This is a genomic window from Synechococcus sp., assembly GCF_982614295.1.
In genome coordinates, this window is sequence record NZ_CEXBMR010000028.1 from 1489 (window position 1) to 22898 (window position 21410).

Below are 21410 nucleotides of genomic sequence, written 5' to 3' on the forward strand. Positions count from 1 at the left end.
AATGCCAAGGGCCCGCAACTGCGCTATTTCCGCCACTTCAAGGAAATCAAGTTCCAAATCAGCAATTGCAAAAACCTCAATCCAGCGATCAATCGTTTGGCATTTATTCAAAAGTGCAATCCATTCACCCGGTTCCGCTAACGGCATTAAGACCAAGTTCTGATCCGCTCCAGCTAGGGCTAATTGCTGCGCTTTTAATGGCGCCGTTGGCTCCAGCCGCAACATGCGCCATTCCGTTTCACCACTAGGCAGCAAAGCAGCTGCAGCCCTTAAATTCAAACCCGCCTGCAGCACCAGATCACCTAATAAATCACCCACCGCCGCTGGATTTTGCGGGATTCCATCCAGCACTAAACCCTCTGGCAGGGGTGCCACTGTTGCTGAAATAGCACCTGGGGCCCATAGGGCTAAACAACGATCGTTGATTTCTACCGCCGCCAACCCCCAGCGATTTAGCCGCCGCCATAGGGGTGCAACCGTTGCAAATGGATCACTAAGCAGGGTTCCGAGCACCGCAATAAAAGCAACACCTCTTCAGCATTCCCCTGCCTGCCACGGCAATTCAGATCCCACCGCTGCTTGGATTGAACTCAAGCCATAAAAATCCAGTTGTTGTTGCAAACCTTCCAAAATCCAAGGCACTAATTCAGGGCCGCGATAAATCCAACCGGTATAAAGCTGCACCAAGCTGGCCCCCGCTGCAATGCGCTCCCAGGCGGTTTCAGCGCTATCAATGCCGCCCACCCCGATCAACGGCAGCTGCGGCCCGGCATTAGCCCGCAGGCAGCGCAATACCTGCAGCGCCCTTGCCCGCAATGGCGCACCGCTTAAACCCCCCGCCTCATCTTTTAAGCAACGGCCGGTTTGGGGTAGCAAGCGATCAGCCAAATCAAAACGATCCAGGCTGGTGTTCGTTGCAATTACCGCAGCTAGGCCTTCCTCATAAGCCAGGCGCGCAACCGCTGCAATTGCAGCATCCTCTAAATCCGGTGCAATCTTCACCAGCAGCGGCGGGCATGCAGGTTGGCAACGCAGCCGTTCTACCAATTGCCGCAGCAGGGTTTCATCCTGTAATTGGCGTAAACCAGGTGTATTGGGAGAAGACACATTGATAACTACGTAATCAGCAAAAGCTGCCAATTGCTCCAGCGATGCGGCGTAGTCGCAGGCGGCACGCTCCAATGGCACCAGCTTTGATTTGCCTAGATTCACCCCCAAAATCGCCGGCCGGTGCCCCACCGCATCAAGGCGCTGCCGCTCCAAGATCTTGGCTACCGCCACCGCACCCTGGTTGTTGAAACCCATGCGATTTAAGGCTGCTTGTTCTTTTGCTAAACGAAATAAACGCGGCTTTGGATTACCCGCCTGCGCTAATGCCGTAACAGTGCCTAATTCAGCAAAACCAAAGCCAAAGTGATGCCAAATCCCTGCCGCTTCTGCATTTTTATCAAATCCCGCCGCTAAACCCACGGGATTTTTAAAACAACAACCAAATAGGTTTTGCACAAGCCTTGGATCCTGCCTTTGCAAACTGCGTTGCATCCCTTTCAGGGTTGCTGCAACAGGGGCCAGCTGGCGCCAACGGCTCGCTTGGGCTAATGCCTTAAGGCTGAGGCCACTAAGCAATTCCGCATCAGCCCCTTCATCTGCTGCCAAAAGGGGGCCAAAAAAACGTTGCCAGGTATCCACCTGAGTTTTTGCCATTTTTAATTCTGCTCCAACCTTTCAAGGCGCCAGCCCCCTTCTTTTTGGGGTGCCACGCGCCAATCACGCCAGGTGATTGCTGCATCTCTATTTTCAAAACTCGCCAATGGTTGCTCTAGCAACTGGGCTATTTCAACGGTTTTTAATAAATAGCCGCCCAGGGCAAGGCGATCTGCCAGTTCAAGGCGAGTTAACAAATCATTTAATGGCGCCGGGGCAAGATCTTGATCTTTAGCTGTTGTTTTTAGCTGTTCTTGATCCGGAATTGCTTCCTTGCGGGAATAAGCCACCGCAATTTGATCGCAGCGTTCGTTATCTGGATCACCGCTATGGCCTTTCACATGTTCCAAGGCCACATCCGGAAGCCGCGCTGCATCCAGCTCTTCCCATAAATCACGATTTAATACAGCTCCACCAGATGCCGTACGCCAACCTTTGCGTTTCCAACCCTGCAACCAACGGCTATAGCCATCGATCAGATATTTGCTATCGGTGCGAATTGCAAAGCCAGGATCCTTTGGTAATTCCTTTAGCCGTTTCAATAAAGCAAGGCAAGCACTGAGCTCCATGCGGTTATTGGTGGTGTGGGCTTCAAAACCACCTAGTTCTTCCACCGTGCCATCGCTATAGCGCAACAGGCAACCCCAACCACCAGGGCCAGGATTTCCTCTGCAGGCCCCATCACATGCAGCGGCCACCACTTTTCGGTAAAAAGGGGTGCTGGTTGATGTTGAACTTGTGTTGTTCATAGGCCAAACCTACCGAGGGCTGGATTTTTTCAGCACTGCCATCGTGCTGCTGGCTCAGCTTTTTAACAGCACGCCATTAAATCAACAGCGTTTTCAGGTGTTAGCACAGCCGCTCAGTGGCGGCAGCTGGAAATTATTGGTGCTCGAGCAACTAAAACCCAGCCCCGCCTGCTGGCAGGTGCGCGCTGATGGCTTAGTGAATCCAAGCTTGGTGCGTTTTGATTTTTCTGGAATCTGCAGCCGTTATATCGATAGCAATGCCTATTCAATTCGTATAAATAAAACTGATCTCGCCACTTCCCATAGCCTGCGTTTGATTCAAGAAGGTGGCAAGTTGTTGTTGCTTGGGGTGCCGCGGGAAGCGGGCAACACCATCCTGGTGGCAAGCGCTGCTCTCACAAATGCCGTGAACAACAAGGTGGGGGGCGATGCCTTTTTAGCGTTGCGGCTAGCGCCAGGCTGGCAATTAAGACGTCGTGCTTACAACCGCCAAGGTTTAAGCCATATCTATTTTTCTACTAAGGCACTTGCAGCCCAGGCAAACAGCAACCCACCCTTAATTCTGCCAAAGGGTGTGGTGCAAATCCGGGTGATCCCCTACAGGCCAATGCGATAACCGTCCTGTTGCTTTGTTGATTATTTCTTCTCGGGTTAATTTACTGGGGTGTGAGGAGTGAGGGATTTTCTTGGGTCGAAACAAGGACAGACTCCTGGAAAATTCCACACCTCAAGGCCCCGCTTAGCGGGGTCTTTTTTTTGCTCAATTTTTTATTTTTTGGCATTAAAAAGCCCCCTGCAAGCAGGGGGCGCAATTTATTAGGCCTGGAAGATCACTTGATAGTGACCTTGCCGCCCACTTCTTCAATGGCCTTTTTAAGGGCTTCTGCAGCATCTTTAGCGATGCCTTCTTTAACGGGTGTTGGAGCAGCTTCCACCAAAGTTTTGGCTTCAGACAGGCCAAGGCCAGTGGCCTCACGCACAGCCTTCAACACTTTGATCTTGGCAGCCGGATCAAAGCCATCAAGGATGACATCGAATTCGGTTTTTTCTTCAACAGCTTCAGCAGCGGCTGCAGGTGCAGCCATCATCACGGCGCCAGCAGATGCGGCGGCCGATACGCCAAAGGCCTCTTCGATTTGCTTTACCAGCTCGGAAGCTTCAAGCAAGGAAAGGGTCTTTAACGACTCAAGGATTTGGTCGGTTTTGGTAGACATGGTTAGGAGAGCAACAGAACGGGTGATCGGCGGATCTCAGCTGCCTTCGCCAGCGGCGTGCTGCTTGAGCGCCCGGGCAAGGCCGGAAGGCACCTCGTTTATGCCCACTGCCACTTGGGTGGCAACGGCATTGATAGCCCCTGCAATCTGCGCAATAAGCACCTCTTTTGAGGGCAAGTCGCCGATTGCTGTTATGTCTGCCAAGGAGAGCAAACGGCCTTCGTAAAGGCCACCCTTCAATTCAGACTTTTTGCGGTCTTTTTGAAAAGACTGCACAGCTTTTACAGCACCGCCAACATCGCCTTTTACAAGAACGAATGCGTTGGTACCGATTAGCAGGGGTTCGAGATGAGACCAAGTGCTGTCGCCATCGATGGCACGGCGCATCAAGGTGTTTTTAGTTACCTTGCAAACGCTGTTTGCTGCAGCTAAACGACCACGAAGATCGCTTAATTCCTTGATGGAAAGACCGCAATAATCAAGCACTAAAGCCATTTCCGACTCACCAAGTAACTGCTTGAGTTCCTCGACGATCTGTTGCTTGTCCTCCAGCGTGCGGCCCATAGGTTGGAACGGATCAGGGGGAACAAGCTGGGCGTTGCATACCGTTGAGAGGAAGCAACACCGATCTGCACCCTGAAGGGGGAAACCGCTGAGCAAACCTCGGCAGGACTTATGGAATCCCGAAAGAAACCACCTGCTGTCTTCGGTTGCGGCAGGAACCAGGGAAACCCCCAATAACCACTCGCTAGGCGCAAAGCCCTATTCCGGAAAACCGGAATATATAAATTTAGCAGACCCTTTGCAGTTCACTCTTCAAATTCAAGGCCTTGCAGCGCAGATACATCCACCTCTACCGATGGCCCCATAGTGGAAGTGATATATAAACTTTTCCAGTAGCGGCCCTTAGCGCCACTGGGTTTATTGCGATCAACAGTTTCTTGAACCGCCTTCAGATTTTTCAGTAGATCTTCAGGGCTAAAGCTGGCTTTACCAAATTGCACGTGCACGATGCCGCTGCGATCAGCCCGAAATTCGAGCTTACCCGCTTTGAATTCAGCGATGGCACCGGCTAAATCAGTGGTAACCGTGCCGGTTTTGGGGTTTGGCATCAAACCCCTAGGGCCAAGCACCCGGCCTAATTTCGCCACTTTTGGCATCATGTCTGGGCTGGCGATTAAAAGATCGAAATCCATTGCACCGGCGGCAATGGTATCCACCAGTTCTTCATCACCCACCAGATGAGCGCCGGCAGCTTTTGCTTCAGCTACCTTTTCGCCCCGTGTAATCACTGCAATACGAATATTGCGGCCGGTGCCTTTTGGTAAAGCAACAGTGGTGCGAAGTTGTTGATCGGTGTATTTGGGATCAATCCCGAGGCGCACATGGGCCTCAAGGGTTTCATCAAATTTTGCGGTGGCGTTGCTTTTTACTAAAGCCACTGCCTCCAGCGGGGCATAGCTACGGGGCTCGATAGCAGCCACTGCAGCGCGAAGGCGTTTTGGAAGAGGTTTCATGGATTTTGCGGGGTATTAACGAAGGAAAACCTTCTCCCCCAACGAGGGTGAATGGATTAAAAACGAACTCAATCGTTTACAGCAACGCCCATATTGCGGGCGGTGCCGGCGATGATCCGCATGGCGGATTCAACGCTGCTGCAATTGAGATCAGGCAACTTTGTAGTGGCGATCTCTTGGAGTTGGGCCTTGGTGATTGAACCAACGCTGCCTTTAGAAGATTGAGGCGCTCCCTTTTCGATGCCAGCAGCTTTGCTGATTAACACCGAAGCAGGTGGCGTTTTTGTAATGAAGGTAAAACTGCGATCTTCATAGACCGAAATTTCCACCGGAATTACATACCCAACCTTATCCAGGGTGCGGGCGTTGTACTCCTTGCAGAAGGCCATGATATTTACCCCGTGCTGTCCGAGGGCAGGACCCACGGGCGGAGCAGGGTTGGCCTTGCCAGCCTGAAGGGCCAGCTTGATTATGGCAGTGACTTTTTTAGCCATCGGCTACTACACGCGGAACAATGCTGCGGTGCACCTTCGACGGTGCTGTGGCAGTGGAAATCCACTACCGATGGCCACCCCCCGCAGCGGGGCGGCCCGGAGATCAGCTGTCTTTACTGATCTGGCTGAACTCAAGTTCAACAGGAGTTTCCCTGCCAAAGATTGAAAGTAAGGCCTTCAATTTGCTGCGATCACCAGAAATTTCGATCACTTCGCCTTGGAAATCCTTGAACGGGCCAGCAGTAACGGTAATCCGATCCCCTTCGCTTAGATCCACCTTCACCACGGGTTTCTTGCCTTGGGCCCGCTTAAAGATCCGGTTTACCTCTGTGAGGCTGAGGGGGCGTGGTTTGATCCTGCCCCTTGAGCGTCCAGTGGTGCGGCGCTCCTCATGGCCAACAAAGTTGATCACGTTTGGTGTGCTGCGCACCGCTTGTTCAGTGTCTTCATCCATCACCATGCGAATCAACACATAGCCAGGAAAAACCTTTTCTTCAGTGCTCTGCCTAGAGCCATCTTTTTTAATTTTTATCGCTGGTGTTTGAGGTATTTCGATTTCAAGAATGCGATTCGAAACCCCCAAGGTGAGGGCCCGCTGCTCCAGGGTGGCTTTTACCTTTTTTTCGCAACTGGAGGCCACCTGCACCGCATACCAACGGGCAACGGCAGGGCGTGCTTCCTCCTCGGCCGGCTCAGCAACAGGATCGAGCTCTGATTGATCAGTTAGCTCTGATTGATCAGTTAGCTCTGGCAGATCAGTGAGCTCAGCGGTTTCGGTGAGTTCAGATAAAGGTGCAGTCAACGGAAGAGCAGCTGAGACAGCCATTGAAAGAAACGATCTAATGAAGCGATTGCGGCAGCTGAAATAGTCACCATCAATAAAACGGCAACTGATTCGCTGATGAGTTGCTGGCGGCTAGGCCACACCACTCGGCGCAATTCAGCAAAGGTGGATTGAATCCAACCGCCAGGGCCGGATCCCTCGGGGCTGGGGGGCTGGCTTGAAACCACAATCCTCCAACGAGCGGTGTACCCGCAAAAATCCACCCTACATAATGGAGCGGAAACTTGGCTGATCTTCAGTCATTTCCACCAGCACCCCCCGGGCTGCACTGAATTGTTCTTCCAGCAGCGCCGTGGCTAGGGGATTTTCCAATTTGCGCCGCAATAAACGCCGCAAAGGGCGGGCTCCATATTCAGGGTCGTAGCTTTCTCTGGCAAGCCAGGCCACCACCGCTTCCTCCACCTGCAACTCCAAACCCTGCTCCAGCAATAGCGTTTGCAACTCACGCAACTGCAAACGCACGATTGGTTCGAGATCTGCCGGCTGCAAAGGGCGGAAGCGAATTAGTTCATCGATGCGGTTTAGAAATTCAGGCCTGAAGTGGGCTGCCAGGCTTTTATCCACCTCTGCATCAAGGGCATCGCTATTGCCATCACGGGCATGGCTAAGGATTGCCCTGCTTGCCAAATTGCTGGTCATCACCACCACGGTGTGGCGGAAATCAACGCTACGGCCCTGGGAATCGCTCAACCTGCCGTCGTCTAACACCTGAAGCAGCAGGTTGAACACATCGGGATGGGCCTTCTCCACTTCATCCAGCAACACCACCGCATAGGGCCGTTGCCGCACCGCTTCTGTGAGTTGGCCGCCCTCCTCGTAACCCACATATCCCGGCGGTGCACCGATTAAGCGAGCCACCGCATTGCGCTCCATAAATTCGCTCATATCGAGCCGCACTAGGGCATCTTCCTGATCAAATAAACAAGCGGCCAAGGTGCGGGCTAATTCGGTTTTACCAACCCCAGTGGGGCCCATAAATAAAAAGGAACCCACCGGCCGGCGCGGATCCTTCATCCCCGCCCTAGCGCGCCTGATCGCCGCCGCCACTGCTGCTACCGCATCGGGCTGCCCCAATACCTTTTCGCTTAGCCGCAGTTCCAGCTCTAACAATTTCTGCCGCTCACCAGCTAATAAACGCTGAATCGGGATACCGGTGCTGCGGGCCACCAGATCAGCGATATCACCCTCCTGCACCTGATCGCGCAGCAAGCGGCCCCCCTGCTGGATCACCTGCTCTAATGCCTGGCGGCGCCTTTGCACATCGTGCTCCAGCTCCACCTGCAGGCGGGCCATCTCCTCCCAATTTGTAAGCCGTTCTGCTTCATTTATGCCGTGGCGCAAATCTTCTTCTCGCTGCTGCAATTGGCGTAATTCCTGCAGCTGTTCCCGTTCCTGCTGCCATTGATCCTGCAAACTTTCAAGCCGATCTAAAGCTTCATTGCGGCGTTGCTGCTGCTGCGCTCGCTCTGCTGCGGGGGCCTGCTCCGCCGCCAACAAGGCCCGCTCCACCCGCCGCAGTTCCGCCTCCGCCTGCTCCACTAGAGCGGGTTTGGAGGTGGCTTCCATTTTTAGTTCCGCTGCCGCTTCATCGATCAGATCGATTGCTTTATCCGGCAAACAACGATCGCTGATGTAGCGATCTGCCAGGCGCACTGCCGCCTCTAGGGCCCCATCGCTGAGGCTCACGCCATGGTGCAATTCGTAGCGCTCACGCACCCCACGCAAAATCTCAAGCGATACCTCAAGCGTTGGCTCTTTGATTACCAATTGCTGAAAACGCCGATTCAGCACCGGATCTTTTTCCAAGGTGCGGCGATATTCCTCAATCGTGGTGGCACCAATACAACGCAATTCACCGCGAGCTAGAGCAGGTTTCAGCACACTGCCGGCATCAGCACCAGAACGATCGTTATTAACGAGGGTGTGCAGTTCATCGATAAATAACACCACCCCTTCAGCACCTTCATCGGCGGCTGCGATGTCGTTTAACACCAGCCGCAGCCTCTCTTCAAATTGACCTCGATATTTAGCGCCGGCGATCAAGGCACCAAGATCCAAAGAGATCAAACGCCGCCCTTTAAGGGAATCCGGCACCTCACCTGCCACGATTCGCTGCGCCAACAATTCAGCGATAGCGGTTTTACCTACCCCCGGTTCACCAATTAACACCGGGTTGTTTTTACTGCGGCGCGAAAGCACCTGAATCAAGCGACGAATTTCTGCATCGCGGCCAATTACCGGATCCAATTCACCGTTACGAGCTAATGCAGTGAGATCGCGGCCGAATTGATCTAAAGCTGATTGTTCTGGCTCAAGGTTTTCTGGAGACAGTTGTTCTGGAGCTAATTGTTTAGTTGAAAAATCATCTTGGTTAGTTGAAAAATCATCAGTGGCTGCATTGGCTTGGTTTTGCTGATCTTGAGCCGGCCTTGCCGCTGCCGCACTCGAACTACTCCCCAGCAGAGTTGCGCCAAGGCGCGCTTCTGTTTTCAGCACCTGCCAAAGGTGAGCGGCATCAATGCTGCCGGCGCCTACCCGATCACGTTCAGCATCAGCGCGATCAAGCAACAACTCAAGGGCATCCCCCACATAAAGCGTGTTGCTGCTGCGGGTGGGCTGTTGGGCGCAGAAATCATCAAGGCGATCAAGCAGCTGAGCTTGGTTAATGCCAAAAGGAGCGATTAATTCAAGGCAGCGGGGTTCCTGCAGCAACGCCTGCAACAAATGTTCCACATCCAGTTCGCCATGGCGCCAACGGCGGGCTTGATCCTGAGCTGCCAGCAGCAAATCCCAAGCCAGATCCGTGAAGCGTTCCGGAGCAGTGGTGAGGCTAAAAGAAGCTTCTGGAGCGCGCATTAAATCAGATTTTCTGCTGGATCAATTCGATCTTGTAGCCATCGGGGTCTTCCACAAAAGCGATCACGGTGGTGCCGTGTTTCATGGGCCCTGGCTCCCGCACTATTTTGCCCCCCTGGGCGCGGATCACTTCGCAAGTTGCAGCGATGTCTTCTACACCAAGGGCAATATGGCCATAACCAGCCCCAATTTCGTAGCTGCTGATATCCCAGTTATGGGTGAGTTCCAACACAGTTTCTGCGCTCTCAAGCCCGTAACCAACAAAAGCCAAAGTAAAGCGGCCGCTGGGATAATCCTTGCGCCGCAACAGATTCATCCCTAAAACTTCGGTATAAAAGCGGATCGAGCGATCTAATTCGCCCACCCGCAACATCATGTGTAGTAAACGCATTTTGTTATGTGCCAGTGGTTGCGGTCATTGTGGCGCTCGAATCTGCATAATGACCCCGCTTAGCAAGAATTTTGTGTTCGATTCTCTAGACCTTGTAATCGACACGGTGGTGGCACGGGAAGTGCTTGATTCCCGCGGCACTCCAACTGTTGAGGCTGAAGTTTTATTGGAAGGTGGCGCCAGCGGCCGGGCAATGGTGCCAAGCGGTGCCAGCACCGGCGCCCATGAAGCCCATGAATTACGCGATGGCGACCGTTCTCGTTATTTCGGTAAAGGCGTAAGCCAAGCCGTTACCAATGTGGAAGAACGGATCGCCCCTGCCCTATGCGGCCTAATGGCCCTGGATCAAGGGGCCGTTGATGCTGCGATGGCTGAACTTGATGGCAGCGACAACAAATCTTCCCTTGGCGCCAATGCGGTATTGGCCGTGAGCCTGGCCGTGGCCCGGGCTGCAGCAAATGGGGTGGGGTTACCCCTTTACCGCTACCTAGGGGGGCCCTCCGCCACCCTGCTGCCGGTGCCATTGATGAATGTGATCAATGGTGGTGCCCATGCCACCAACAACTTGGATTTTCAAGAATTCATGGTGGTGCCCCATGGGGCAGATAGCTTCCGGGAAGCCCTGCGTATGGGCGCCGAAGTATTCCATACCTTGAAGGGTTTATTACATGATCAAGGCCTATCAACATCAGTGGGTGATGAGGGTGGATTTGCACCAAATTTAGAAAATAATGATGCGGCAGCTGCACTTTTAATGCAGGCAATTGAGACGGCTGGTTATAAACCAGGCGATCAAATTTCCCTTGCCCTTGATGTGGCAAGCACCGAATTTTTTAATAACGGTAGATATAGCTTTGGCGGTAGTAGCTACAGCAGCGCTGAGATGGTTGATCAACTCGCTCAGCTGGTAAGCCGCTATCCAATCGTTTCAGTTGAAGATGGCATCGCTGAAGATGATTGGGATGGCTGGAAATTACTTACAGATCGCCTCGGTAGCAATGTGCAACTAATTGGGGATGATCTATTTGTTACCAATAGTTCCCGTTTGCAGCGCGGTATAGATCTTGGTATTGCCAATTCAATCCTGATCAAAGTGAATCAAATCGGTTCACTCACCGAAACATTGCAAGCGATCGATCTTGCAAATCGCGCCGGATATACCAGCGTAATTAGTCATCGCAGTGGTGAAACAGAAGACACCACCATCGCTGATCTAGCGGTGGCAACAAAGGCAGGCCAGATCAAAACCGGCTCATTAAGCCGCTCGGAACGGATTGCTAAATACAACCAACTCCTGCGTATTGAAGATGAATTAGGTGGTCAGGCCAGCTACGCCGGCCGCGAAGGTAGAGGCCCACGAGGCAAGCGCTAATTAATAAATTAGGGTTTAGCTAAGGCGATCCAGCCTTAGCTCCCTACTCAATCTTCCCTGTAACCGCCACCAGCCAAATGCCGCCGGCAAGGTGCCTAAACCTGGCAGCAAGGCGAACCCAGGGCGGCTGCCGGCTGCCAATACCGCAGCAGCAATGGCTAACGCCCCCAGCAACACACACTGACCATTCAATTGCTGACTAATCGCCAGCCGGCGCAATAGCCGGTCGCTTTCGCCCGCCCGCACCTGCAGCTGCAAATCGCCTTGCTCGAGCCGCGCTAAACCTTCATCAAGGCGTTTCGGCAATCCCAAAGCGCGGCTGCTGGCCTTAGCGGCCTGACGCGAAAGGTCGTTAAACAATTCAGAGGGGCCAGATCCACTAGATGTCATTAACGGCAGCAGATAGGGCTTGGCAATCGATACCAAACTAAAGCCAGGATCAAGGCTGCGGCCAACCCCTTCAAAAGTAGATAGGGCCCGCAACACAAAGATCAGCTCCACCGGTAAGCGAAACGGTTGCCCGTAAACCAGGTCGTAGAGATCACCTGAAATTCGCTGCAAGATCTCTCCACTAAATGGTGGGGTGAGCGCTTCTTCAAGCATCACCCGCACCAAACGCCTTACCGGGCCGGTATCGATGCCAGCTTCTATTACCCCTGCAGTTTGTAATTCCTGCACCAATGCGCCGGCATCTCGCAATGCAGCGGCTCGCACCATTGCCCCTAAACGGCGCCGCAACCGAGGCGATATTTGGCCCATCATGCCGAAGTCGTAATAGATCAAGCCGCCATCAGCAGCTACCGCCAAGTTGCCTGGATGGGGATCAGCATGAAAAAAGCCAAATCGCACCAGCTGTTGCAAATAACTGGTGGCACCGAGTTCTGCTACTGCTTTTGGATCGATGCCTTGAGCTACTAATTGATCGCGATCGGTGATCTTGATGCCGGGCAGGTAATCAAGGCAGAGCACCCGTTGGCTTGATAACTCCCACACCACCGCTGGAATTCGAATCGCCGGATCATCAAGAAATTGCTGCCGAAAACGGGCTGCATGTTCCGCCTCAATGCGGAAATCAAGCTCGCGCAACAACACCCGCCGGCATTCCCGCGCCATCCCCACCCAATCCCTACCGCGGCCCCAGCTGGGATGGCGCTGCAATAAGGCTGCCACCTGGCCCATCACCACTAAATCAAGGCGAAATAAAAACTCCAAGCCTGGCCGCTGCACCTTCAGCACCACATCACGGCCACTGCGCAGGCGGGCCCGATGCACTTGGGCGAGGCTGGCAGATCCCAATGGTTCAGGGTCTATTTCAATAATTTCCTGGCAGCGGGGGCCCAATTCCTGTTCAAGCCGCTGTTCCACTTGGCTAAAAGCAAAAGCGGGTACGCGATCTTGCAATCGCGCTAATTCCTGCACCCAAGCTGCAGGTAATAAATCAGGCCGTGCCGATAACAATTGCCCCAGCTTGATAAAGGCCGCCCCAAGCTCCAAAAGTGCCTCCACCAGCCAGCTAGCCAGCTGCGCTTGACGCTGCAATATGCGCGCTTCTGTTCTGCCACCTGAGTAGCAAAAGCTCTGGCCATCCCACCAAAGGCGTGCCAGCAAAAGCAACACCACGCGCCAGATCCGCAGGGAACGCCAAAAACTGCGGATTGCCAACATCAAGCCATACCCTCGAGCTCACGGCTGAAGGCCGCCACCTGTTTACGTAGACCGTCTACCTGCTCCTGGAGGCCGGAATCAGCAGTTACAGCTGTTTCTTGGCTCTGGTATGGGTTGCCATCAAGGCGCTGGGCTTCATCTTGCACCTCTTCCCAGAAGAGCTGCAGATCCGTGCGCAATTTTTGAGGGGCATCTTGGGCTAGAAGGCTTAGCTGCGCTACTGCATCAATGGCACTACTGCTAGCTCTTGCCGCTAGCCGGTTTAAAGCAGCCTGTAAAAGCGTATCGGGGGTGCTCATTGCCCGGGTACTGGCGGAGCTTCAACTGTGCCAGATCCTGAAGGAGTTTGAGGCTCTGGGGGAATGGCCGGTTCAGCAAAGAGATCAACTCGGTCCAACCCATATCGCATCCTCAAAGCTTCTAAGCCCGTGCCAGGAAAACTTTTCACTTCAAATCTTTCACCAAGCCGCACCAAATTTGCAAAACGACCATCCAAAAGGCGCATGGTGATCGCAAAAGCCAAACCGAAGCTAAAACCCAAAAACAAAGGCGCTATCGGGTTCCATGGGTTTGGCTGTTTAGGAGTTGCCATCTACAGGTTGCAATTCAACTGTTGGGATCGCTAATCGCAACAGGATCGGTGCCAAGAAGGTGGTGCCGATAACCATTATCAAAATTGCAGCCTCCAGTGAAGGTGTAAGCAAGCCGGCAGTGGTACCTAAACCAAGAAATATCAAACCCACTTCTCCCCGGGGCATCATCCCTAAGCCCACCACTAAACGGTTTGTGGGCACAGCGCTGATAAAGGTCCAACCCGAGGCCAATTTGCCCAACACCGCAACAGCAAATAAAAATGCCGCCACCACCAAACCGGCCCGGTTTGCTGGATTGCTTGGATCCAGCACCGAGAGATCCATGGCAGTGCCGATCAACACAAAAAAGATCGTGGCGAATAAAGAAACCAATGGTTTTAGTGTTTCTTGAATTTCCTTGGTGTGGCTTGAACGGCTAAGGATCAAGCCAGCGGCAAAAGCACCTAAAGCTGCTTCTAAACCGATTGCTGTAGCAGCAAAACAACACAAACAAAGCACTAAAAAGGAAGCCACCACTATTTCGCCTGGGGCTTTGAGGCGATCTACAACAAAGTCGAAGGGGCGGGCGGCCGTGCGGCTTAAACCAATGGCTGCCACAACAAACACCACCGCAGCGGTAACCAATTGCAGGATCGGGCCCATGCTCAAGCCACCATCACTGGCAAGGGCTACCACCACTGCGAGCACCACGATGCCAATGATGTCGTCGAGCACTGCAGCACCAATCACGATCTGCCCCTCCCGCGATCGCAACATGCCCAGCTCGCCAAAAACACTGGCGGTAATGCCGATGCTGGTGGCTGTCATCGATGCGCCGGCAAATACCGCCGGCACAAGATCCACATGAAATAACGCCATTAGGCCAGCAGTGCCCAAGGCAAACGGCAGGATTACCCCAACTAGTGCAACGCTGCTGGCCTGCATACCCACAGCGATTAATTCATCTAATTCACTCTCCAAACCGGTGAGAAATAGCAATGAATAGAGGCCGATGCTTGATACCGCTTGCAGAAACGGATAGGTGTTATTTGAAAGCTGATCTATTTGCGCAGCGCTCACCTCCCCTAATTGGCCGGTGAGATTGAGCAACCATGGGGCTGTGGATATGCCACTTTCTGGTGGCACCACCAAATGCAAGCCCGAAACGCCGATTAGAACGCCCGCCAGCAATTCGCCAAGAATGGTGGGCAACTGCAAACGCACCATCAACTCCCCCAGCAGCCTTGCTGCCACGAGGATCAACAAGAAACGACCCGCCACCACAAGGGTTGTGGCCTCCACCACAGCATGGGTACTAGAGAACAGCAGTATCACTAAGGCTTAGTTAATGCAGTGCCCTAATTATCCGATAAAGGGGTAATAAAAAAAAGGCTTTGGCCACCTTTAATTGTTCTTTTCGTTGCCATCGCTACGGTCGGGGTACGAACTTGTTTAGCCATGAGCCAGCAACCCACGGAATTCAGCATGCCCACCCCGAGCAGCTATGCCGATCCGCAACGTAGTGGCCTATCTGCAGGAGATTTATTCGCAGGTATTACCGAGCATTTGTTTTTTACCCTGGGCAAGCTTGCAAGCAATGCCAGCCCTCACGATCTCTACATGGCCTTGAGCTATGCCGTGCGGGATCGATTAATGACCCGCTTTTTGGCAGGCAAGGAGGCTCTAGCAAGCAATCCAAGTAAAACCGTGGCCTACCTATCAGCAGAATTCCTGATCGGTCCGCAATTGGGCAATAACCTTGTAATGCTGGGCATTGAAAACGAAGCAGCAGAAGCAATTGCACGTTTTAACCAAAGCGATATTGCCAAAATCCTTGAAGTAGAAGAAGAGCCGGGCCTTGGCAACGGCGGCCTTGGCAGATTGGCGGCCTGCTACGTGGAATCACTGGCCAGCCTTGAAGTGCCTGCAGTGGGCTATGGCATCCGTTATGAATTCGGTATTTTTGATCAATTAATCCGTGATGGCTGGCAGGTAGAAATCACCGATAAATGGCTTAAAGGTGGCTGGCCTTGGGAATTAACCCATCCAGATCAAGCCGTATTTGTGGGATTCGGTGGCCGCACTGAAGGTTATACAAATGAAAAGGGAGAATATCGGGCCCGTTGGATTCCAGCGGAATATGCGATTGGCGTTCCCCACGATGTGCCAGTGCTGGGATACAAAGTAAATACATGTGATCGCCTGCGCCTGTGGCGCGCTACCGCAAGTGAATCGTTTGATTTCTATGCATTCAATATTGGTGATTACTACGGAGCAGTAGAAGAAAAAGTGGGTTCTGAAACTCTTTCAAAAGTGCTTTATCCCAATGATGGCACCGATGAAGGCAGACGTTTACGCCTCAAACAACAGCATTTCTTTGTTAGCTGCAGCCTTCAAGACATGCTGCGTAATTTGGAAAACCGCGGCATTCCAGCCACCGAATTCCCGCAGCATTGGGCAGTGCAATTAAACGACACCCACCCTGCAATCGCAGTGGCAGAACTGATGCGGCTTCTGCTCGATGATAAAAATCTTGAATGGGATGTGGCCTGGGATATCACCAGCCGTTCCTTGGCATACACAAACCACACACTCTTACCAGAAGCGCTTGAGAAATGGGGATTGCATCTATTTGCAAGCTTGCTGCCAAGGCATTTGGAGCTTATTTATGAAATCAACCGCCGCTTCCTCCAAGAGGTGCGTTTAAAGTATCCCGGTGATAACAACATCCTGCGTAAATTATCAATAATTGATGAAGATGGTCAAAAAGCTGTGAGAATGGCGCATTTGGCAACAGTGGGTGCCCATCACGTAAATGGAGTGGCACGGCTGCACTCGGATCTAGTTAAGAGCAGCCTGATGCCTGAATTTGCAGCGCTGTGGCCCGAAAAATTCATGAACGTTACCAATGGAGTAACACCAAGGCGCTGGATGGCCCTATGCAACCCGTCTTTACGCAAACTGCTAAATGATGCGATTGGAGATGGCTGGCTGCATAATTTAGATGAATTAAAGCAGTTAGAGCGCTATCAACATGATGATGGCTTCTTGCAAAATTGGGAGCAAACTAAGCTGGGGGTGAAACGTACATTAGCAAATTACATTCATAACCACACAGGTGTATTAGTTGATCCCGCCTCCCTATTTGATGTGCAGGTAAAAAGGATCCACGAATATAAACGCCAACACCTAAATGCTTTACAGGTAATTGCCCAATATCTACGCATTAAAAATGGTCAAGGCGAAGGTATTGCACCACGAACAGTGTTATTTGGCGGCAAGGCAGCTCCGGGTTATTACATGGCAAAGTTAATCATTCGATTTATTAATGGCATTGCTGAAACCATCAATTCAGATCCTGATATGGATGGTCGTTTGCGGGTTGTATTTTTACCTGATTACAATGTAAAACTAGCAGAAAGGGTATATCCCGCCTCTGATTTATCCGAGCAGATTTCCACTGCAGGTAAAGAGGCTTCAGGCACTGGCAATATGAAATTTGCTATGAATGGTGCATTAACTATTGGCACCCTTGATGGTGCCAATGTAGAAATCCGCGAACAGGTGGGGGAAGACAACTTCTTCTTATTTGGCCGCACCACACCAGAGATAGAGGAACTGGGCATGCAAGGTTACCGCCCCTGGGAAATTCTTGAAACATTACCTGAATTACAGCAGGTAATAAATGTGATTGAGCAGGGGCATTTTAGCAATGGAGATACAGAGCTTTTCCGCCCCCTAGTCGATAACCTACGCGGACAAGATCCCTTCTTCTTATTTGCAGATTTTGCATCCTATATGGAAAGCCAGAATCAAGTAAGCGATGCCTGGGCTGATCGCCAACGCTGGAATCGCATGAGCCTATTAAATACAGCCAGAATGGGTTACTTCTCCTCTGATCGCTCAATCAAAGAATATTGCCAACATATTTGGAAAGCAGAAGCCTTCCCCGTAAAGATCAATCCAATAGTTAGCAATACAACTGAAGCCTGATTAATTCAAATCAGGGCTTTGATGCAATAAACGATTTAAACGCAAGCGATCTGCATTGAGGGGATCGGGGGCTAGCTCACCGGCTAGCTCCTGAAACTTTTGCTCCACAGCTTCTGGTACGCGCACGTCAAATATTCTTTCCATCAACACTTCAATTGAAAAAAGATGGGCATTTACATTTTCAAGATCAGCTAGGGCTTGTTGCAGGCTTTCATCTTCTGGCGCTGTTTCAACATCTGCTTGCTGCTCTGGCGGCTTTTGCAAATCCTCCAGCACCCTGCCGGCCAAGGTGCGAAAAGCTTGAAGAGCAGCCCAATTCAACTCTTGCTGCTGTTTAAGGCTTGGATTTTCGCGTATCAGCCGATCGTGTTCCCGGTAAAACCGCAGACAATCAGGGCATTGGCAGGGCTCTTCAGGCACCATGCTCCCTTCCTCACCAGATCTCATCATGCCATCAGGCGGCTAATCGCCCATCGTCGTCTTCATATTCTGCCTCGAATGTACCCGCTGCAATGGGAAGTGGGATTTCAATTGAGCTCACCACCTGGATTGCATCTTGGAGTCGCATGGCATCAGCAAACCATCCCATCGCTTGTTCCACATCGCCACGACGCTCAGCATCAGTGGCTTGATCTTCATGGGCTTCAGCAAGGAGTGCTAACCAGCAAAGGCTGCGGGCTTGCACTACTGATAGATCCAATTCAGCGGGCGAGTTTCCGGCAATACGTTCACTTTCCTGCTGTACCAGCAAACGTAAACGCAAATCATGGAGCTGAGTCATGACTCTTAGTTAGCCGCCTCTACGCTAGCGGCAGCGGCCAGATTGCAACATACCACCACCTGTAGAGCTGGCCATGCTGAAAATCGGCCTAGGCTCTACGGGGCTGGCGAAGCAATTGCAGCCCAGAAACCACTAACAACAAAGTAAGAATACCTAGCAAAATTGAATAATAGGGTTGCAAATTAATCGGTCCAAATTTTCCTACGTGGATCTTTAACAACCAAAAGGCATCAATGCCCCGCTCTAGCAAAAGGCTATAGATAGAACCGCTGGCGGCTGTAATCAATAGCGGTATTGCAGCTATCGGAACTAAAAAACGATGTAAATTGCGTGGTTTCATTCCTTGCGCAACTCCTGATGCAGGTGGGATTCGTTACCGCAAGGCATCCAAGCACCATTGTTTTGGTGGGTGCCTTTGCAACCGAGTTCGAGGGCCCGCTTTTCAGCTTCTGCCTGGGTTTTGTAGATACCTTTGGCATGGGCTAGGAGCGGAGCAGGAGCCAAAAAAGGAGCGGGGGCAATTGTTAGTAGCAAAAGGATCGCAATGAAGTTCATAAATAAATTAAAAAATGGTTAAAAAGTAAATAATTTGTCGAATTGGTAATACTCAGGCTTATTTAAGCCATCATGTCGCAACATGCCGCGCAATTGCACTATCTCGTGGCTTTGACTAATAATAATTGCTCGAGCTAAACGTTTTACTGTTGAGTTATTGGATTTTTTTAAGGCGTCGTGGGCCATTTGCAGCGCGCCGCCATGGTGCTGGAGCATGCCTTCAAGGAACCAACTCACACGGTTTGATCGCGTAGGGGTATTTGCCATCATCCTCATGGCTTCAATATGAGCTGCGCTCATACGGGTGAGTGCTTTAAATGAATCGGGATCGCCACCATTTGCGAGCATTACGGGGTAAACAGGGGCTTCTGGAAACCAAGCCTTGCGCCACTGCCCCATCGCCTTGATTTCTTGAGCCTGATCTCTCCAGATTGTTTTTGCAAGGGCTCCCACCCCAGGTACGCCTATATCAAATACATATTCGCTCATTAATAATGCGCCCGTGTGGTGCTGCTGCATTGCATCTAACCAGCGCAAATCGTAGGTGGCACCTGCAGGACCCACCTCGTGGTTGTGGGCACTGTGGTCAACATTCTTAGGGTCAATATTCTTAGGGTCAATATTCTTTGCTGGCGAATGATTTTGGTGCTGGTGATGCTGACGGTGTTGATGTTGATTTTGCTGCGCGTTCAATTGATTTGAGAAAAAGACATTAACAAAAACAAAGAAAGATAGTGCTCTCCAGAAAAAGCTCATAAAAGTGGCAGAATGGGATTTCCCAATAATAGCCAAAACAAAACCATGCTGCTAAATCTCAAGGAAAGAATTCAATCTTTACGGATGCTGGCTGGCTTGGCGAAATTTTTAAAGCATCCAGATAGCCTTGATAGTGTTTTTTCGATTGCAAGTAGTGTCCAAAACAGCCCTATGGCTACACAAATGGGGCGCCACCTACTTGCTCAACCAGGTTTTCAAACGATGCTGCAAGAAAATTGGCGACCGGCCGCAATTGATCTCGATGCCCTTGAATCATTACCAGAAGGAAGCCTTGGCAATACTTACGCAAAGCAATTAAAAGCCCAAGGTATAACGCCAGCTTCACTAATTAACAAAGCACCAATAAAGAATGAGAGAGATTTCATCATTCATCGTTTGCGTGAAACCCACGACATCGTGCATATTTTAACTGGGTTTGGTATCGATGGCGCTAGCGAATTAGGCCTGCAAGCATTTAACTTGGCTCAAAATCGCTCGCCATTAGCGGTGATGCTGATCTTTGGTGGCATGCTTAATTGTTTGCAAAAAGATACCGATTTAGAGCCATTACTTAAAGCTCTCAGCCGCGGCTTTGAATTAGGGCTTGCCGCAAAATGTGTAATTAGTTACAAGTTAGAAGATAACTGGGAGCGCCCTTTAAGCGAATGGCGCAAAGAATTGAACATAATTTAAGATGATAACAACATATAGAGGTGGCCTAAATCTCTGGGAGCCTGGCTTGTTTCAGGTACATCCACTATAGTTAAGTTATATGTAGCGAAAGCCGTTTAAGTTTATTTGGGTGTACCAGTTACATCCATTACTCGAATTAATTTCTATTAAGCTGGTTCGATTAGTTAATCTATTCAAGATATTATTTTTTTGGTTATAAACTTCTGAGTTAAACTCATCCTCTTAATTTAATCTCCATGTACGTTGCAACTCCTGTTTACAAAAAGAATCTTGATGAAGCTGGTCGATTTGAGCCAGTAAGTTTCAAAAGTTCGCAGCCGATCAGGCACAATGCTTCAAAAACCGTTGGCGAATTTAATCGCGAGGCATGCAAGGCAATGAAGGTTGCCATTGGTCCTAGAAAATATGGAGAGTCTCCCCATGGAGTTACGTTTAATCGCTATGCACCTGCTGATGAAGCATCACTGCAAGAAGCTATTAATGCAGCTTACCGTCAAGTGCTTGGCAATAAAGGGGCAACTTCCAATCAGCGCCTTGATTCAGACGAAGCAAAGCTTCGTAATGGCGAAATTTCAGTACGTGGATTTGTCAAAGCAATCGCAAAATCTTTGATCTATAAGGATTTGTATTTTCATGCCGTCTCACCACAGCGAGGTATCGAATTAAATCTAAAGCATCTTCTAGGAAGGCCTCCTATTAACAAGGCTGAGGTGTCTAAATTTATTGCAATGTTAGCCAGTCAAGGTTTTGATTCAGTTATTGACTACATCACAGATTCAGCTGAATATACAGAGTTGTTTGGATGTAACACCGTTCCTTACGCACGCACTTTTATTTCAATGGGCGGCATGACAACGTCGAGCTTTAATCTTATGTTTGATCTAGGAGCTAAATTTGCATCTAGCGATAATGCACTCTCCAAAAAAAGTATGGTTTACTCGCGATTAATTGGGTACCAAGCTGCCAAAACATCTTATTCTGGGTACCAAGCTGCCAAAACATCCTATTCCAGTCCAGCTGGATCTCAGGGAGCTGTTCGATTCAGAGCGTTTGGTTGTAAATAATTTAATTTTTGCTAGCCGATAAAACTCCTTGAAGATCTGCCGATCTGCTCACCTTTACAATGTAAAGGTGAGCAGATCGGGATGCTGTTATTAGCGCCGCTCGGTATGCATCAAACAGAAATAATTCATACGCACCTGAGGTTTTGGAAACGGGGCTGGCGGGACTCGAACCCACGGCCTACGGTTTAGG

25 protein-coding genes are annotated in these 21410 nt (G+C 50.9%); 5 read left to right on the top strand and 20 right to left on the bottom strand.

The features are described from left to right. The 3 genes from AC2JC8_RS06120 to AC2JC8_RS06130 all read right to left on the bottom strand — a co-directional run. Positions 1-513: hypothetical protein (locus tag AC2JC8_RS06120; protein ID WP_484594364.1), on the bottom strand; the 513-nt coding region annotated here is incomplete at its 3' end. A gap of 21 nt (positions 514-534) precedes the next feature. Next, the gene (locus AC2JC8_RS06125; protein WP_484594365.1) at positions 535-1704 is read right to left on the bottom strand and encodes a quinone-dependent dihydroorotate dehydrogenase; all 1170 of its coding nucleotides are present in this window, start codon (positions 1702-1704) and stop codon (positions 535-537) included. A gap of 2 nt (positions 1705-1706) precedes the next feature. After that, positions 1707-2453, bottom strand: a complete 747-nt coding sequence (locus AC2JC8_RS06130; RefSeq protein ID WP_484399983.1) for a ribonuclease H family protein — start codon at positions 2451-2453, stop codon at positions 1707-1709. Between AC2JC8_RS06130 and AC2JC8_RS06135 the strand changes: the two genes are divergently transcribed. Next, positions 2446-3069: a DUF3747 domain-containing protein gene (locus AC2JC8_RS06135; RefSeq protein WP_484420263.1), complete on the top strand. Its 624-nt coding sequence runs from the start codon at positions 2446-2448 to the stop codon at positions 3067-3069. The genes AC2JC8_RS06130 and AC2JC8_RS06135 overlap by 8 nt on opposite strands. A 214-nt stretch (positions 3070-3283) precedes the next feature. Here the strand turns inward: AC2JC8_RS06135 and rplL are convergent, their stop codons facing one another. From rplL to gloA, 8 genes are all read right to left on the bottom strand, one after another. Further along, entirely contained in the window at positions 3284-3667 is a 384-nt protein-coding gene (gene rplL / locus AC2JC8_RS06140; RefSeq protein ID WP_255132867.1) for a 50S ribosomal protein L7/L12, read from the bottom strand. Between the two features lie 36 nt (positions 3668-3703). Next, complete coding sequence (gene rplJ, locus AC2JC8_RS06145; RefSeq protein ID WP_484399986.1) at positions 3704-4231, bottom strand: 50S ribosomal protein L10; 528 nt, start codon at positions 4229-4231, stop codon at positions 3704-3706. A 245-nt stretch (positions 4232-4476) separates the two neighbouring features. Continuing rightward, entirely contained in the window at positions 4477-5184 is a 708-nt protein-coding gene (gene rplA / locus AC2JC8_RS06150; RefSeq protein ID WP_484399987.1) for a 50S ribosomal protein L1, read from the bottom strand. A gap of 68 nt (positions 5185-5252) precedes the next feature. Beyond that, positions 5253-5678, bottom strand: a complete 426-nt coding sequence (rplK, locus tag AC2JC8_RS06155) for a 50S ribosomal protein L11 (protein ID WP_255132873.1) — start codon at positions 5676-5678, stop codon at positions 5253-5255. A gap of 103 nt (positions 5679-5781) precedes the next feature. Further along, complete coding sequence (gene nusG / locus AC2JC8_RS06160) at positions 5782-6504, bottom strand: transcription termination/antitermination protein NusG (protein ID WP_484594366.1); 723 nt, start codon at positions 6502-6504, stop codon at positions 5782-5784. Beyond that, entirely contained in the window at positions 6477-6689 is a 213-nt protein-coding gene (gene secE / locus AC2JC8_RS06165; RefSeq protein ID WP_484399988.1) for a preprotein translocase subunit SecE, read from the bottom strand. The genes nusG and secE overlap by 28 nt, the downstream gene beginning before the upstream one ends. Positions 6690-6726: 37 nt before the next feature. Continuing rightward, positions 6727-9378 carry an ATP-dependent Clp protease ATP-binding subunit gene (locus AC2JC8_RS06170; protein WP_484399990.1) on the bottom strand — a complete coding sequence of 884 codons (2652 nt, stop codon included), beginning with the start codon at positions 9376-9378 and terminating at the stop codon, positions 6727-6729. 4 nt (positions 9379-9382) lie between these two features. Continuing rightward, positions 9383-9769: a lactoylglutathione lyase gene (gloA, locus tag AC2JC8_RS06175; RefSeq protein WP_484594367.1), complete on the bottom strand. Its 387-nt coding sequence runs from the start codon at positions 9767-9769 to the stop codon at positions 9383-9385. Positions 9770-9842: 73 nt separating this feature from the next. Here gloA and eno point away from each other — a divergent pair, with 73 nt between their 5' ends. Beyond that, on the top strand, positions 9843-11141 hold the full coding sequence (gene eno, locus AC2JC8_RS06180) for a phosphopyruvate hydratase (protein ID WP_484594372.1): 1299 nt from the start codon (positions 9843-9845) through the stop codon (positions 11139-11141). Between the two features lie 15 nt (positions 11142-11156). Here the strand turns inward: eno and AC2JC8_RS06185 are convergent, their stop codons facing one another. Genes AC2JC8_RS06185 through AC2JC8_RS06200 form a run of 4 tightly spaced genes read right to left on the bottom strand, consistent with a single transcriptional unit; the run spans position 11157 to position 14710 of the window. Continuing rightward, positions 11157-12806, bottom strand: a complete 1650-nt coding sequence (locus AC2JC8_RS06185) for an ABC1 kinase family protein (RefSeq protein WP_484594368.1) — start codon at positions 12804-12806, stop codon at positions 11157-11159. Continuing rightward, the gene (locus tag AC2JC8_RS06190) at positions 12806-13105 is read right to left on the bottom strand and encodes a hypothetical protein (RefSeq protein WP_255132590.1); all 300 of its coding nucleotides are present in this window, start codon (positions 13103-13105) and stop codon (positions 12806-12808) included. The genes AC2JC8_RS06185 and AC2JC8_RS06190 overlap by 1 nt, the downstream gene beginning before the upstream one ends. Further along, positions 13102-13398 carry a hypothetical protein gene (locus AC2JC8_RS06195; RefSeq protein WP_484399992.1) on the bottom strand — a complete coding sequence of 99 codons (297 nt, stop codon included), beginning with the start codon at positions 13396-13398 and terminating at the stop codon, positions 13102-13104. Before AC2JC8_RS06195 ends, AC2JC8_RS06190 begins: the two co-directional genes overlap by 4 nt. Continuing rightward, positions 13385-14710 carry a cation:proton antiporter gene (locus AC2JC8_RS06200; protein ID WP_484400044.1) on the bottom strand — a complete coding sequence of 442 codons (1326 nt, stop codon included), beginning with the start codon at positions 14708-14710 and terminating at the stop codon, positions 13385-13387. Before AC2JC8_RS06200 ends, AC2JC8_RS06195 begins: the two co-directional genes overlap by 14 nt. 126 nt (positions 14711-14836) lie before the next feature. Between AC2JC8_RS06200 and AC2JC8_RS06205 the strand changes: the two genes are divergently transcribed. Then, the gene (locus AC2JC8_RS06205; protein ID WP_484399994.1) at positions 14837-17371 is read left to right on the top strand and encodes a glycogen/starch/alpha-glucan phosphorylase; all 2535 of its coding nucleotides are present in this window, start codon (positions 14837-14839) and stop codon (positions 17369-17371) included. Here the strand turns inward: AC2JC8_RS06205 and AC2JC8_RS06210 are convergent, their stop codons facing one another. From AC2JC8_RS06210 to AC2JC8_RS06230, 5 genes are all read right to left on the bottom strand, one after another. Continuing rightward, the gene (locus tag AC2JC8_RS06210) at positions 17372-17791 is read right to left on the bottom strand and encodes a hypothetical protein (RefSeq protein ID WP_255132604.1); all 420 of its coding nucleotides are present in this window, start codon (positions 17789-17791) and stop codon (positions 17372-17374) included. Between the two features lie 34 nt (positions 17792-17825). Next, the gene (locus tag AC2JC8_RS06215; protein ID WP_295460370.1) at positions 17826-18152 is read right to left on the bottom strand and encodes a hypothetical protein; all 327 of its coding nucleotides are present in this window, start codon (positions 18150-18152) and stop codon (positions 17826-17828) included. 88 nt (positions 18153-18240) lie between these two features. Next, on the bottom strand, positions 18241-18492 hold the full coding sequence (locus AC2JC8_RS06220) for a hypothetical protein (protein WP_484399995.1): 252 nt from the start codon (positions 18490-18492) through the stop codon (positions 18241-18243). Then, positions 18489-18707, bottom strand: a complete 219-nt coding sequence (locus tag AC2JC8_RS06225) for a DUF3721 domain-containing protein (RefSeq protein ID WP_484594369.1) — start codon at positions 18705-18707, stop codon at positions 18489-18491. The genes AC2JC8_RS06220 and AC2JC8_RS06225 overlap by 4 nt, the downstream gene beginning before the upstream one ends. 18 nt (positions 18708-18725) lie before the next feature. Then, on the bottom strand, positions 18726-19463 hold the full coding sequence (locus AC2JC8_RS06230; protein WP_484594370.1) for a DUF305 domain-containing protein: 738 nt from the start codon (positions 19461-19463) through the stop codon (positions 18726-18728). A gap of 12 nt (positions 19464-19475) precedes the next feature. Here AC2JC8_RS06230 and AC2JC8_RS06235 point away from each other — a divergent pair, with 12 nt between their 5' ends. Next, positions 19476-20156 carry a Coq4 family protein gene (locus tag AC2JC8_RS06235; RefSeq protein WP_484594371.1) on the top strand — a complete coding sequence of 227 codons (681 nt, stop codon included), beginning with the start codon at positions 19476-19478 and terminating at the stop codon, positions 20154-20156. 236 nt (positions 20157-20392) lie between these two features. Next, a complete protein-coding gene (locus AC2JC8_RS06240) occupies positions 20393-21220 on the top strand; it encodes a phycobilisome rod-core linker polypeptide (protein WP_484400000.1) in 828 nt (275 codons plus the stop codon). Positions 21221-21410: the final 190 nt, after the last annotated feature.

Coding starts and splice junctions, on each gene's coding strand:
- AC2JC8_RS06125 (WP_484594365.1), bottom strand. CDS start 1,704: ATGGCAAAAACTCAGGTGGATACCTGGCAACGTTTTTTTGGCCCCCTT.
- AC2JC8_RS06130 (WP_484399983.1), bottom strand. CDS start 2,453: ATGAACAACACAAGTTCAACATCAACCAGCACCCCTTTTTACCGAAAA.
- rplL (WP_255132867.1), bottom strand. CDS start 3,667: ATGTCTACCAAAACCGACCAAATCCTTGAGTCGTTAAAGACCCTTTCC.
- rplJ (WP_484399986.1), bottom strand. CDS start 4,231: ATGGGCCGCACGCTGGAGGACAAGCAACAGATCGTCGAGGAACTCAAG.
- rplA (WP_484399987.1), bottom strand. CDS start 5,184: ATGAAACCTCTTCCAAAACGCCTTCGCGCTGCAGTGGCTGCTATCGAG.
- rplK (WP_255132873.1), bottom strand. CDS start 5,678: ATGGCTAAAAAAGTCACTGCCATAATCAAGCTGGCCCTTCAGGCTGGC.
- nusG (WP_484594366.1), bottom strand. CDS start 6,504: ATGGCTGTCTCAGCTGCTCTTCCGTTGACTGCACCTTTATCTGAACTC.
- AC2JC8_RS06170 (WP_484399990.1), bottom strand. CDS start 9,378: ATGCGCGCTCCAGAAGCTTCTTTTAGCCTCACCACTGCTCCGGAACGC.
- gloA (WP_484594367.1), bottom strand. CDS start 9,769: ATGCGTTTACTACACATGATGTTGCGGGTGGGCGAATTAGATCGCTCG.
- AC2JC8_RS06185 (WP_484594368.1), bottom strand. CDS start 12,806: ATGTTGGCAATCCGCAGTTTTTGGCGTTCCCTGCGGATCTGGCGCGTG.
- AC2JC8_RS06190 (WP_255132590.1), bottom strand. CDS start 13,105: ATGAGCACCCCCGATACGCTTTTACAGGCTGCTTTAAACCGGCTAGCG.
- AC2JC8_RS06195 (WP_484399992.1), bottom strand. CDS start 13,398: ATGGCAACTCCTAAACAGCCAAACCCATGGAACCCGATAGCGCCTTTG.
- AC2JC8_RS06205 (WP_484399994.1), top strand. CDS start 14,837: ATGAGCCAGCAACCCACGGAATTCAGCATGCCCACCCCGAGCAGCTAT.
- AC2JC8_RS06215 (WP_295460370.1), bottom strand. CDS start 18,152: ATGACTCAGCTCCATGATTTGCGTTTACGTTTGCTGGTACAGCAGGAA.
- AC2JC8_RS06220 (WP_484399995.1), bottom strand. CDS start 18,492: ATGAAACCACGCAATTTACATCGTTTTTTAGTTCCGATAGCTGCAATA.
- AC2JC8_RS06225 (WP_484594369.1), bottom strand. CDS start 18,707: ATGAACTTCATTGCGATCCTTTTGCTACTAACAATTGCCCCCGCTCCT.
- AC2JC8_RS06230 (WP_484594370.1), bottom strand. CDS start 19,463: ATGAGCTTTTTCTGGAGAGCACTATCTTTCTTTGTTTTTGTTAATGTC.
- AC2JC8_RS06235 (WP_484594371.1), top strand. CDS start 19,476: ATGGGATTTCCCAATAATAGCCAAAACAAAACCATGCTGCTAAATCTC.
- AC2JC8_RS06240 (WP_484400000.1), top strand. CDS start 20,393: ATGTACGTTGCAACTCCTGTTTACAAAAAGAATCTTGATGAAGCTGGT.